The organism is Cytophaga sp. FL35, from assembly GCF_014349235.1.
Classification (GTDB): domain Bacteria; phylum Bacteroidota; class Bacteroidia; order Flavobacteriales; family Flavobacteriaceae; genus Euzebyella.
In genome coordinates this window covers 64,515-77,721 of sequence record NZ_JACSOH010000018.1, presented here as the reverse complement: position 1 = coordinate 77,721, position 13,207 = coordinate 64,515, and the positions used below count along the sequence as shown (strand labels likewise).

The 13,207-nt window shown below is 39.3% G+C and carries 9 protein-coding genes; 8 read left to right on the top strand and 1 reads right to left on the bottom strand.

All coding sequences use genetic code 11. From position 1 onward, the window contains the following. Positions 1 to 2 precede the first annotated feature (2 nt). The 8 genes from BIZ36_RS14680 to BIZ36_RS14645 all read left to right on the top strand — a co-directional run bounded on the left by BIZ36_RS14680 (position 3) and on the right by BIZ36_RS14645 (position 12,673). On the top strand, positions 3 to 947 hold the full coding sequence (locus BIZ36_RS14680; RefSeq protein WP_187458644.1) for a PorP/SprF family type IX secretion system membrane protein: 945 nt from the start codon (positions 3 to 5) through the stop codon (positions 945 to 947). Position 948: 1 nt separating this feature from the next. After that, positions 949 to 3,108, top strand: a complete 2,160-nt coding sequence (locus BIZ36_RS14675) for an OmpA family protein (RefSeq protein WP_187458643.1) — start codon at positions 949 to 951, stop codon at positions 3,106 to 3,108. Between the two features lie 26 nt (positions 3,109 to 3,134). Next, entirely contained in the window at positions 3,135 to 3,509 is a 375-nt protein-coding gene (locus tag BIZ36_RS14670) for a hypothetical protein (protein WP_187458642.1), read from the top strand. A 122-nt stretch (positions 3,510 to 3,631) separates the two neighbouring features. Further along, positions 3,632 to 3,949 carry a cupin domain-containing protein gene (locus BIZ36_RS14665; RefSeq protein ID WP_187458641.1) on the top strand — a complete coding sequence of 106 codons (318 nt, stop codon included), beginning with the start codon at positions 3,632 to 3,634 and terminating at the stop codon, positions 3,947 to 3,949. Between the two features lie 15 nt (positions 3,950 to 3,964). Then, entirely contained in the window at positions 3,965 to 4,750 is a 786-nt protein-coding gene (locus tag BIZ36_RS14660; RefSeq protein WP_187458640.1) for an SDR family oxidoreductase, read from the top strand. A gap of 308 nt (positions 4,751 to 5,058) precedes the next feature. Further along, complete coding sequence (locus BIZ36_RS14655) at positions 5,059 to 11,094, top strand: alpha-2-macroglobulin family protein (RefSeq protein WP_187458639.1); 6,036 nt, start codon at positions 5,059 to 5,061, stop codon at positions 11,092 to 11,094. A gap of 140 nt (positions 11,095 to 11,234) precedes the next feature. Next, entirely contained in the window at positions 11,235 to 11,969 is a 735-nt protein-coding gene (locus BIZ36_RS14650; RefSeq protein WP_187458638.1) for a carboxypeptidase-like regulatory domain-containing protein, read from the top strand. After that, positions 11,966 to 12,673 (top strand): transglutaminase domain-containing protein, encoded by a 708-nt coding sequence (locus tag BIZ36_RS14645; RefSeq protein ID WP_187458637.1) that lies wholly within the window; start codon positions 11,966 to 11,968, stop codon positions 12,671 to 12,673. Before BIZ36_RS14650 ends, BIZ36_RS14645 begins: the two co-directional genes overlap by 4 nt. Positions 12,674 to 12,676: 3 nt before the next feature. On the opposite strand, the gene BIZ36_RS14640 is transcribed toward BIZ36_RS14645, so the two are convergent. Further along, complete coding sequence (locus BIZ36_RS14640) at positions 12,677 to 13,039, bottom strand: hypothetical protein (RefSeq protein WP_187458636.1); 363 nt, start codon at positions 13,037 to 13,039, stop codon at positions 12,677 to 12,679. Positions 13,040 to 13,207: the final 168 nt, after the last annotated feature.

Below are 13,207 nucleotides of genomic sequence, written 5' to 3'. Positions count from 1 at the left end.
ACATGTTTAAAAAACACATCATAAAGATAGTTGGCCTCTTGCTTCTCGCACAGTCATGGGCGTTTGCACAGCAAGATCCGCAATACACGCAATACATGTATAACATGAGCGTGGTCAACCCGGCCTATACGACCAATGACTTGGGCCGTCTGAATTTTGGAGGCCTGTACCGTTCGCAATGGAAGAATGCCGTTGGTGCACCCGAGACTTTGACCTTCTTTGCACATGCCCCTGTAAGTTCAAATATAGAAATGGGTCTCTCCCTAGTTAAGGATGAGATTGGCGATGGCGCCTTAAAGGAAAACAACATCTATGCTGATTTTGCCTATATCTTAAAACTTACTGAAAAGAGCAACCTCTCTTTAGGCTTAAAAGGAGGGTTCACCACTTTTGAGACCAATTTCAATGGTTTTATGCTGCCGGAATTTCAAGATGACCAAGCGTTCAACGAAAATCTGAACAACACCTACCCTAATATTGGTGTGGGCGCTTTTTATAACAGGCAGCAATTCTATTTCGGGCTCTCAGCTCCCAATTTACTCACTTCAAAACACTTGGAAAACAGGGATGGTATCAACCGAATAGGTTCTGAAAAAATACACTTATTCGCTATGTCCGGTTACGTTTATGAACTCAATAGCGATATCAAACTGAAACCTTCGGTATTGGCAAAAATAGTTGAAGGTGCTCCGCTAACGATAGACTTTTCGCTTAATGCCCTTTTTTATGACCGTATTGAAGGTGGACTCTCTTATCGTTTGGAAGATTCGGTAAGTGCCATGTTCAATATTGCCGTGCTTCCGTCTTTGAGAATTGGCTATGCCTATGATTATACCTTATCGAACTTGAGCGATTATAGTTCTGGTTCCCATGAAATATTCGTGCTTTTTGACCTTGACCTTTTAGGTCTTGGCAAAGGCTATGACAAATCCCCCAGATTTTATTAATATGAAGAAGTTATTGTTCTTACTAATGGTTCTGGGTTCTTTTAAAAGCGTATGCGCCCAGGCAGATATCAAGCGAGCCGACCTGTATTTTAGCAGGGCCTATTATGCAGATGCCATTCCGTTGTACGAAGAACTCTTGCCAAAAAACAAAAGTTCGCAACTGATTAAAAACCTCGCAGATTCGTATTACCATACTTTTCAGATGAAATCGGCAGCTCGCTGGTACCAATATTTAGCGAATCACTATGGTGATAAGTTGGATGAGTCTTACTACTTCAAGCTCAACCAGTCTTTAAAAGCAATTGGTGAGGACGAGCAAGCAGACGATGTATTAATTGCCCATTATAGCAAAGATGGGCACCCTGAAAAGGCAGCGCTAGTTAAGACTCAAAGAACCTATCTTGATAACATAGCGGCAATTGGCGACCGATTTGAAATCGAAATCCTTGCCTTGAATACGGAATCATCAGAATTTGGTGCAGCAGTGGTTGATTCCTTAATAATTTATGCGGCCTCTAAGAAAAGTGATCAAATGCTGTCTAAGTTGTACCGATGGAACAATCAAAGCTATTTAGATCTTTACAGTCATCCCTTAGGGCAATTAACTTTAGGTGACACCATAAGTAAAAACTTTTCTAAAAAGATAAACACCAATTTACACGAAGGTACTTTTGCCATAACAAAGGACAGAAAGACCATTTATTTTACTCGAAACAGCAAACAAAAGACAGATGAAAAAATAAGTCATCTAATGCTTTACAAAGCGGAATGGGTAGAGGACGAATGGAAGAATATTGAAGAGCTTCCTTTTAACGGAAAAGACTTTTCAACGGAGCATCCTGCATTAAGTCCGGATGAAACCAAACTCTATTTCTCGTCAGATCGTGAAGGTGGGCAAGGAGGTTTTGACCTTTACTATGTTGACATTCAAAAAGACGGTTATGGCAACCCCGTCAACTTGGGAGCTAACATCAATACTGACAAAAAAGAGCAGTTTCCACATGTAGATGCTGAGGGCAACCTTTATTTCGCCTCCAATGGGCATCCCGGTTACGGACTTTTAGATATTTTTAAATCGGAAATGAAGGATGGAGAATTGCAAAAACCAAACAACTTAGGGTTTCCGGTAAACAGTGGCTATGACGACTTTTCATTGGCCCTAAACCCCGACGGAAAAAGCGGTTATTTCTCTTCCAACAGACCCTCAGGCAAAGGAAGTGATGATATCTATTCTTTTAAAGAAACCAAACCTTTGATTATAGAGGATTGTATGCAATTCATTGCAGGCATTATTACTGACAAAACCACCAACCAACCATTAGCAAATGCCAAGGTAGAACTGGTAAACTCAGTAACAGCTTCAATTGAAAGTATTTCAACCTCATCGGATGGGTCCTTTAAATTTTCGGTAGAATGCGCAACCATCTATAAAATTACGGCGACAAAAGCAGGGTACGAAACAGCCTCTAAAACCGTCGTAACAGATAAAGAGCGAAAAGCGGTAAAAGATGCTTCCCTCGCATTGTTATCAGAAGAAGAGATTGCCAAGCAAGAGGCTATCGCCCTTCAAAAAGAAAAGGAGGAGGCAGAGAAAAAAGCAATTGCCGAGGCCAAACGATTAAAAGAATTAGAGCTTAAGGCTGAGCAAGAAAAACTTAGAAAAGAAAAAGTGCGCCTTCAGAAAGAGGCCGAACAAAAAGAAAAACAGGCCATAGCTCAAGAAAAGGCCAAGCAGCAAAGAAGAAAAGAAATAGAAAAAATCATTGCTCAAGAAGAAGGTATCGTAAAAGATAAAGAGCGTACCCTTCTACAAACCGGTGAAATCCATTTTGACTATGGCATGTGGTATTTGAGAAGGGAAACCAGGTCCCGTTTGGATAAGGTGGTGAAAATAATGAAAGACCACCCAGGTATGGTGCTAGAAATAGGCACCCACACCGACATACGAGGTAATAGCAATTACAACCGTGAACTATCACAAAAAAGGGCCGATGCCGCAAAGGAGTACTTGGTCAAAAATGGAATTGACAGTTCAAGAGTCGTCTCAAAAGGGTACGGAGAATCGCAACCCATCGTCCATTGCGACACAGAAAACAGTTGTACCGAAGAAGACCATGAGTGGAACCGTCGCTGCGAATTAGTTGTGGTCCAGTGGAATTAAGTTACTAATAGTTTAAATATTTGAATATGAAAGTCTATGCTAAATGCAATCAATGCCCAATGGAAATAAGTTACGCTACAAATACTAATACCCGTGTTGAATTCGCAATGCGCGATGGAGAACAGAAAAACTTTAAATGCACTAACTGTGGTGAAGAAAACATAATTCACGTTGATAAATTTTATGCAAAAAAATCAAAACTACCTTTTCTAACCAGTGTTTTCGCCGGGATAATAGTAACTATTGCCACGCTTTACTTTATTCTTTTTACTCAAAGTAACTTCATTATTATTGCCTTGGGCATTCCATTTGTTATATACTTTATATTACGAAAACAAGACGAAACAAGAGTTTCGGACTTCAACCGAAGAAAATTGAAAGGTCGTGTTCACAACATTTAAATTATAGGGAATTCAAAGAAGGGAATAATTTTTAAAAAATAGAAAAACCCCGGCGATAATATCGTTGGGGTTTTTCGTTTTTGGTAGGCCATTCATGTATCTTAGTTGCATAAATCTTAGCTATGCATTTGAACGTCGACCACATACCTGTAAAAGAAATTATGCCTGGCTACCACGCCAAAATGATTCATGGTGAAAAACTCTCCATTGCCTATTGGAATGTGGAAGAAGGTGCTCAAGTTCCAGAGCATTCACACAAGCATGAACAAGTGATGCAAGTATTGGAGGGTGAGTTTGAATTTACGGTTGATGGCGTTACTAAAATTTACACAACTAACGATGTCGTTGTTATTCCGTCATTTGCCGTTCATTGCGGTAAAGCCATAACGCCTTGCAAACTAATGGACGTGTTTAGTCCCGTACGTGAAGAATACAAATAAATTCCAGATTAGATTATGAAGATATCCCTTATAAATAAAAAAGCTTTGGTTGGTGGTAGTAGTGGTGGTATTGGTAAAGCTATAGCACAACAATTGGCCGAAAGCGGTGCCAGTGTGACGCTAATGGCACGTAGTGAAGATAAATTGGCCCAAATCGTTTCCGGGTTACCCACAAACCAAGGACAATCGCATCAATTTTTAAAAGTTGATTTTTCCGATTTGGAAGGATATAAAAAGACGATTTCCCAATATTTTGCGAACAACTCCGTAGACATATTAGTAAACAACACCCAAGGACCCGCTGCGGGAAATACACTGGAAAAAAATACCGACGACTTCCAACAGGCCTTTGACCTCCTGTTTAAATCAGTAGTTTTTACCACCGAATTGGCTTTGCAAAAGATGAAAGAAAACAAATGGGGTCGGATTATCAACGTAGCTTCAGTGTCGGTAAAAGAGCCTCTCTCCTACCTAGCACTATCGAATACCATACGTGCTGCCGTAGTAACCTGGGCCAAATCATTGGCTTCTGATGTGGGCACTTACAATATCACTGTAAACAGTGTTCTAACCGGTTATTTTGATACCGAAAGAATCGCCCAGCTAAATGCGAAAAAAGCGGAGCAATTAGGAATTGACCAATCCGAGGTAAGAGCCGATATGGAAGAGAAGGTTCCTGTTAAACGAATTGGCGACCCAAAGGAATATGGTTACTTAGCCACCTTCTTGGCTTCGGACAATGCCGCTTATATTACCGGTACACAAATTCCTATTGATGGCGGATTATTAAAAAGCCTCTAGGTATAGGAAGCAATTATCAGCAAGGAAACGAGAAAAAATAGTAAAATCAATGATGATTTGAGCGAAGTCGCCCATGAACCTAAAAAATTATCCATGATTATCGGGGGTTAGAATTTTCAACAAAACTAGCCCCTCTTTGAAGTTCGTAAGTTTCTTAATCCGATTTTTCTTGACTCATTTAATCTAGAGCTTTACCATGTATTGCACTAATTGAAAGTCCGTTTTCCCTCATTTATCTCCCTTGTTTGCTCATTTAAAATTTCGATTGGCATCGATTTTGAGCAGTTTTATCCCGTAATTTTAGATATATGAAATATTTCAATATAATCTTGACCCTTATTTTCTTTTCACAAATGTCCCAGGCACAAAAAGGCGAATCATACGAGCAACTTTGGAAGCAGGTAGACAAGCTTGAAATGGAACAACTTACCCAATCTGCCTATAAAGTGGTTCAGGGTATTCAGGCAAAAGCGCAAAAGGAAAACAACAGCCCACAAACTGTTAAAGCATTGCTCTATGCTTCAAAGTATGTGCTGGTTTTGAAGGAAGAGGCGCAACTGAAAATCATTAAAGATTTTAAGGAAGAAATAGCTAAAGCGACTTCCCCCACCAAGAATATTCTCCATAACTATTTGGCCAATTTGTATTGGCAGTATGTTCAGCAAAATAGATATAGGATCTATAACAGAACGGAAACCACTTCAAAAGTAACCCCTGAAGATTTTAGAACTTGGGATGTAACCACTCTTTTCACTGAAATCACCTACCATTTTGAAGAAAGTCTCAAAGAGAGCAAAATACTTCAAAACGCCAGTTTAAAGGATTTTGATGCTATTATACATAAACAGGAAAATTCAGAAAAATACCGGCCTACGTTATATGATTTATTGGCTTACAATGCCCTTGATTTTTATAAAACCAGCGAAAACAGTATCAATCAGCCTTCCTATAAATTTGAAATTACTAATGAGAATTTGCTTTGCGAGGCCTATGATTTTGCTCAAAGGCCCATTTCATCCAAAGATTCCACATCACTTCAGTTGAAGGCATTGCAGACCTTTCAAGGTTTAGTACAATTCCATTTTCAAGATCCTGAGCCTTCGGCTTTGGCCCATGCGGATATTGAACGCTTAAAATTTATCTTTCAGAACGCCGTATTTGAAAATAAGCAGGAAAGTTATCTAGAGGTATTGAAAAATACTGCCGAGAGCCTTCAACACCATGAAGTTTCGGCCTTGTACCGTTATGAAATGGCCCAGCAGCTCCATAACCAAGGTAATGCCTATAATCCAGAAACCAATCCGGATGCCCAGTGGAAACAGAAAGAAGCCATCGAAATCTGTCAGCAAGTATTGGCTACATTTCCGGATAGCTATGGAGCTGAAAAATGCAAAGCGCTGCAATCACAGATAGAGGCTAAAAGTTTGCAGTTGACTACTGAAAAAATCTTGCCCATCAACAAAACTGCTCGCCTGTTGGTGAATTACAAAAATGTGGACGGTATAGAATTGTCTGCCCACGCCGTTTCGACTCAAGAGCTAGAGCAGCTTAATAAAATCCATCCTCAGGAAAAGAGATTGGCCTTTATTCAAAATTTGAAGTCTATTATGAGTTGGTCTGCTGATTTAAAGAATGAAGGGGACTTTCAACAGCACGGCCTAGAGGTTAAAATACCCCCATTGTCCAGCGGAAAATACCTATTGTTGGCCAGGCCGGAATCCAAACAAAATGAGACGTTTGCGTATAGCGAATTGCAAGTAACCGATTTAGCCATAGTTGAAACCAAAAACAATACGGAAACCACTTACCAATTAATTGACCGAAACAATGGGCAACCAGTAAAAGGGGCCGAAGTAAAAATTAGTTATCTCAAAAATTATAATAAGCCTAGAAAACAGGTAACCGAGGTAACCAATGAGTTAGGTCTAGTAACTATTTCTCTGGCCAATGAAAATTGGAGCAGTATAAAAATTGAAGTAGATAGCCAGGGAGAAAAAGCGGTGTTTGGAGATTATTACGTAAGTGAGAAATATATAAATGATAATAGCCCAAAGGAGAATAGTTGTTTTCTTTTTACAGACCGAAGCATCTATAGACCTGGGCAACCTCTTTACTTTAAGGGCATCGCAACGACCAACACTAAAGAAAGTTCTAAAATATTGCCCAATACTGTGGTCACAGTAGAATTGATTGATGTCAACGGTCAGACTATTGGCTCCCAAAAACTAAAGACCAACGAATTTGGTTCATTTTCAGGAGAATTTATCATTCCTACCTCTGTCTTGACCGGCAGCTTCAGTCTTGAGGCGGACGGGGAAAATTTAGACCTTGATGGATATACCACTTTTTCAGTGGAGGAATATAAAAGACCAAAATTTGAAACCAATTTCAATCCTGTTAAAGAAACCTATCAAGTAAATGACAGCGTGACCGTTACCGGAAAGGCACAGTCCTATGCCGGAAGCAATATCACCCAGGCCAAAGTCACTTATAAAGTTAAACGTACCGTTCAATTACCTAGGTGGTACTACTGGTCACGCCCTATTTTTAGAGGTTCCGAACAAGAGATTACCCATGGTGAGACCCTTACGGATGCCAACGGGAATTATCACATTACCTTTAAAGCCTTACCCGATGCTTCCGTTCCTAAGTCCTCCCTACCAACTTTTGAATATGAAATCACAGCCGATGTAACGGACATTAATGGAGAGACACAGAGTACCTCGCAGACCGTAAAAGTAGGCTATCACTCCCTAAACGCACAAATTCAGGTTGCTGAGAACCTCCAAAAAGACCCAAAAACAACCAATTTAACCATCAGTACTACCAATCTAAATGGGGAGTTCGTGCCCGTGAAAGGGATTATAAAGATTTACAAATTGTCTGCGCCCAACTACGTTTTAAGGCAAAGACCTTGGCCAGCACCTGACTATCAAAATTGGAACAAAGAAGATTTTAAAGAGCTTTTTCCTCACGATGCCTATAAAGATGAACAAGATTTCAGAAACTGGCCAATGGGTAAAATGGTTAAAGAACTGAATTTTGATACTGAAAAAACCACCAAGATTCAATTGGAAGGCATTCAAAAATGGACCTCTGGAAAGTATGTATTACAGCTTGAAACCAAAGATAAATTTGGCAACGAAGTAAATGATAAAGCATTCACAACCCTACATAGCGAAAAAGATAAAGTTGTTGCCGATAATCAACTTTTTGATATAAGTACTGACCAAGAAAATTACGAAATAGGTGATACCGCAGAAATCACTCTCTCGAGTAATGCCGATGATTTGAGCGTTTCTGTATTTGTCGAAAAAGACGGTAAAAAAGTTGATGAACGTATCATTACGCTGAACGGAAATAGCAAGACCTTCAAAGTGAAAATTGATGAAGCCGATTTAGGCGGATTTGCCATTAATTACACGTATGCGGCCTATAATTCTTTCGAATCTGGCTCTTTACTGATTTCGGTTCCTTATCCAAAAACGGATTTAGAAATAGAAACACTGACCTTCAGGGATAAAATTGCTCCAGGAAGCGAAGAGACTTGGTCTTTTAAAATAAAAGGACCTAATGGAGACCAAATAAGTTCGGAACTATTGGCCAGTATGTACGATGCTTCGCTGGATGCTTTCAGACCACATTCGTGGAGTTTCAGCCCGTTTTACAGACCCATTTACTATTCCCAATCCTACGCCAACGCCCATACAAGTTTTGGCAATAGTTCTTTTAGAACGTATTTGGATAATGACCTGTACCATTACAAATCACAAGGCTTCGATGGCTTAAATTTTTTCGGCCTTTACTTCAGCGGAGGTTATAATATGCGAATGAGGGGAATGGTTTCAAAGTCTGCTCCCGTAGCTATGGTTGCCATAGAAGCAGAAGCTGACATGGCCGAGGGCTCACTGGATGAATTAGTTCAGGTTGGTTATGAAAAGGAAGAACAGAAATCCAAAGTTGAAAACACAAATGAATCTTCTGAAGGAAAAGAAGGTAACACTAGCGAGATAAACGTCAGAACCAACCTGCAGGAAACTGCTTTTTTCTATCCGCATTTGCAAACCGATAAAGAAGGTAATGTCAGCTTCAGCTTTACAAGCCCCGAAGCACTCACCCGTTGCAAACTTCAATTATTGGCACATACCAAGAACTTGAACAGCACGGTTACCTCCATGGAAACTCTTACCCAAAAAGAGTTGATGGTCATTCCTAATGCTCCTCGTTTTCTTCGGGAAGGAGATGAAATTCAAATTAGCACTAAAATTGCCAATCTTACCAATCAATCCCTTTCAGGTAGCGTCTATATAGAACTGACGGATGCCGTTAATGGTAAGGACCTAACTCCGCAGCTTTTAGCCGGAACAACAGAGAGAAATTTCAAGGTAGATTCCAGTGGAAACACCCAAGCATCCTGGCGACTACAAATACCAGAAGGCTTACAAGCCGTACAATACAAAATCGTGGCAAAGGCCGGAGATTATTTGGATGGAGAGCAAAATTTACTGCCTGTTCTTACCAACCGAATGCTGGTCACGGAAACCTTGCCTATGTGGGTAAAAGGTAACGAGACGAAGAAATTTGAGTTGACCAAATTAAAGGAAAACTCCTCGAGCTCTCTCGAACATCATAAACTAACTTTAGAGGTGACTTCCAACCCGGCTTGGTATGCCGTGCAGGCCCTGCCCTACCTCATGGAATATCCATATGAATGCAACGAACAGATTTTTTCTAGGTTTTATGCCAATTCATTGGCCAGCCACATCATCAACTCGAACCCTAGAATTAAAAATGTTTTTGAGCAATGGAAAGGAACCGGTGCCCTCAAAAGCAATCTGGAGAAAAATGAAGAGCTTAAATCACTTTTGATTCAAGAAACCCCTTTGTTGCGTGACGCCCAATCAGAAAGCGAACAGAAAAAAAGAATCGCACTTCTTTTCGAACTCAACAATCTAAAAGCGCAACAGACCACTACTTTGGCCAAATTGATTCAAAACCAAAAGGCTTCCGGCGCATGGGCTTGGTTTCAAAATGGCCCTGATAACCGTACCATTACCCAACACATTGTTACCGGCTTGGGCCATCTTAAAAAATTGCAAGTAGCCTATGAGCAATCAAATCTTGAATCAAGTATTCAAAGAGCCCTGCAGTATCTAGACGATGAATTTGTAGCGGAATACGAACGAATGAAAAAACATTCGACTGACCTTGATAAGAACCATTTAAGCCAAAGTCAGGTCCACTACCTGTATATGAGAAGTTTTTTCAATGATTATAAAACTTCGGTAAAGGTGGAGAAGACGATGGACTATTATTGGTCTCAGGCCGAAAAATACTGGACAAAACAAAGTCTTTACAGTAAGGGAATGTTGGCTTTGGCCCTTTCCCGACATGGTGATAACAAGACCGCCCAATTGATTCTTCGGTCTCTTAAAGAGAATAGTGTTTTTAATGAAGAACTTGGCCGTTACTGGAAAAACAATACCGCCTCTTGGTATTGGTACCAAGCCCCTATCGAAACCCAATCGCTATTGATAGAGGCTTTTGAGGAAATTACCCAGGATACCCAAACGGTCGATGAGCTAAAGATTTGGCTCCTAAAAAACAAGCAGACCAACCAATGGGCCACTACCAAGGCCACAACGGAAGCTATTTACTCCCTATTGCTAAGCGGAAGTGATTGGGTTTCGGTTACCGACGCGGTAGAAGTAACTGTTGGCAATAAAATGATAGACCCTAGCCAGTTAGAAAACGTAAAGACCGAAGCAGGCACCGGATATTTTAAAACCTCTTGGGAACCTTCCGAAATACAACCAGAAATGGCCCAAGTGGAAATGACAAAAAAGGGTGATGGAATTTCTTGGGGCGCCCTGTACTGGCAATACTTTGAAGACTTGGATAAAATTACCTCTGCGGAAACACCCCTAAAGCTTAAAAAGCAACTATTCTTAAAAACGAACACCGATACGGGCGAAAAACTAGTGGAAATTACCAATAGTACCAACCTGAAGGTGGGTGATTTATTTCGGGTGCGAATTGAGTTGCGTTCTGATAGAGAAATGGAATTCGTTCATATGAAAGATATGCGGGCGGCAGGTTTTGAACCCGTAAATGTTCTTTCTAGTTACAAATGGCAGGACGGGTTGGGCTATTATGAGAGCACCAAAGATGCCAGCACCAATTTCTTTTTTGATCGGTTGCCAAAAGGTGTATTTGTTTTTGAGTATGATTTAAGGGTAAACAATGCCGGTGAATTTAGCAATGGCATTACCACCATACAAAGTATGTATGCTCCGGAATTCAGCAGCCATAGTGAGGGAACGAGAGTTAGGGTCAATGGTTAAATAAGTCTAAAATCATATAGACAAAGGACAAATCAACTGTTATTGTGCATTAGTTCACTAATTGAAACCGACCATTCACTCAATATTGATTTGAACATTGTGAGTATGGACATAATTTAGAATAAAATAAATCCTAAGTTATGAGTAACCAGAAAAAAGTGTCCATTTTAAAACCTTGCAAATTGAATTACAAAAATTTTAAAAAAACAGAATTTGGAGGTTTTTGTAGTGCATGTAACAAAGAGGTGATTGATTTTACCAAAATAAACCCAGATAAGATTGCTTCTTTTCTTAACGACAACACTCGCGGTATATGTGGGAGAATGACCAAATATCAATTAGAACAATCCTATAGGGCCAAAGAAGATTATCAAAAAATAAATTGTCGTAGTCATTTAATGGCTTTGAGCCTTAGCTTTTTTTTAATTTCACCTATTTCATTCGTTAAAGCGGAAAGTTTGCTACTTCCCAAAACAATAAAAAAACTACCATATTTAGAACAAACGCAAGATTCTAAATTTAGAAATCATCTCTCGGATTTAATAGAGGTTACTGGGATTGTTCTAGACGAGGAAAAACGTCCTTTGCCAGGCGTATCCGTGGTACTGAAAGGAACGAATATTGGTACATCAACTGATTTTGACGGTACGTTTCAATTTCCGCAAAAACTAAAGCAGGGAGATGTTCTACAATTTAGTTATTTGGGCTACGAGACCAAAGAGCATAAAATCACATCCCAAAAAGCTGTAAAGAATCTATCCATACAATTTGAACTCTCCGAAGTGATCTTGATGGGTGAAATTATTGTAGAAGATGTTAGAAAAGATGTAAATAAAACCAAGACTTTTAAATCAATCTTCAAAAAAAGAAAATGAACCATCCAAAAACAACATCAACAGTATTCTTTCTTTTCTTTTTACTGATGCATAATTTGGTAAATTCTCAAAATAGCTACTCTGCCATAGACTATTCTAAAGCGGACAGTATTGCCATTTCTTTAAGAGGTGAAAACTTAGATAATCTACCCATGCTATGTTATAGGTTAACCGAACACCTTGATACTGAAAAAGAAAGGTTTCGGGCTATTTACAGATGGGTCTGTGATAACGTAGAGAACGATTATTATTCTTATTTAAAAGTTTCAAAAAAACGAAAAAAACTAAAAAATTACCCGCTAACTTATGATGAATGGAACAAGGAATATGTCCAAACCACATTTAAAACACTGAGAAATACGAAAGCTACAACTTGTACCGGATACGCCTACTTGATAAGAGAGATGAGCTTTTTGGCCGGAATAGAATGTAAAATTATTGATGGTTTTTCGGATAGGGAAAAAGTTAAAAATGGCATTACCAATCATTCGTGGAATGCCGTTAACTTAGAGGATAAATGGTATTTATGTGATGCTACATGGTCTGCCGGCAAAACCGTCATAGACGAAGAAGGGCCCTACTTTAAAAAGTACTTTGAGGAAAGTTATTTTTTGGCCGAACCCGAGACATTTTTTATAAAACATATTCCCTTAAATCCGGAATGGACATTAATTAGTAGTAAACTGAAAAACCAATTAAATTAAATTCTAAGCTATCGCATTTGAAAAAAACAACTGATATACAAAAGCGCCAAATAAATAACCACAGCCTACTCCAACCAGTATAATGAGAACAATAATAAAGGAGGAGCTTTGCTGTTCCACATTGATAAGCGCCACGGGAGCACCATCTTTGTGAATTTCATAGGTATTCATTTTGTCCGCTTTTGAACTATCCCTTCTACCAATACGATACTTGTTTCTATTAACGCTAAAGTAATGCTTGGTAGCGTGTTCCCATTTGGCCTCGGAAATTTTCATCCCATTCAATAAAACTTGCTCCTTACCCAATAGGGTTTTCACTATTTCAATCCTATGGTTCTCTACATAGTAAAGTGCAAGCCTTGGCATTTCTTTGTTCCTTAACTTAATTGAAGAGTCCTGTTTGGTAACAAGTGGCCTGGAAGATGCCCTACTTCAAGTTTTTAATAGCTAATTCTGGCAATAAGATGCCAGCCTTCTTACTAAGGTTACTTAAAATTGTAGAAATGGAAAATTTAGACAACTGAAAGTTGTCAA

Coding starts and splice junctions, on each gene's coding strand:
- BIZ36_RS14660 (WP_187458640.1), top strand. CDS start 3,965: ATGAAGATATCCCTTATAAATAAAAAAGCTTTGGTTGGTGGTAGTAGT.
- BIZ36_RS14665 (WP_187458641.1), top strand. CDS start 3,632: ATGCATTTGAACGTCGACCACATACCTGTAAAAGAAATTATGCCTGGC.
- BIZ36_RS14675 (WP_187458643.1), top strand. CDS start 949: ATGAAGAAGTTATTGTTCTTACTAATGGTTCTGGGTTCTTTTAAAAGC.
- BIZ36_RS14680 (WP_187458644.1), top strand. CDS start 3: ATGTTTAAAAAACACATCATAAAGATAGTTGGCCTCTTGCTTCTCGCA.
- BIZ36_RS14670 (WP_187458642.1), top strand. CDS start 3,135: ATGAAAGTCTATGCTAAATGCAATCAATGCCCAATGGAAATAAGTTAC.
- BIZ36_RS14640 (WP_187458636.1), bottom strand. CDS start 13,039: ATGCCAAGGCTTGCACTTTACTATGTAGAGAACCATAGGATTGAAATA.
- BIZ36_RS14650 (WP_187458638.1), top strand. CDS start 11,235: ATGAGTAACCAGAAAAAAGTGTCCATTTTAAAACCTTGCAAATTGAAT.
- BIZ36_RS14645 (WP_187458637.1), top strand. CDS start 11,966: ATGAACCATCCAAAAACAACATCAACAGTATTCTTTCTTTTCTTTTTA.
- BIZ36_RS14655 (WP_187458639.1), top strand. CDS start 5,059: ATGAAATATTTCAATATAATCTTGACCCTTATTTTCTTTTCACAAATG.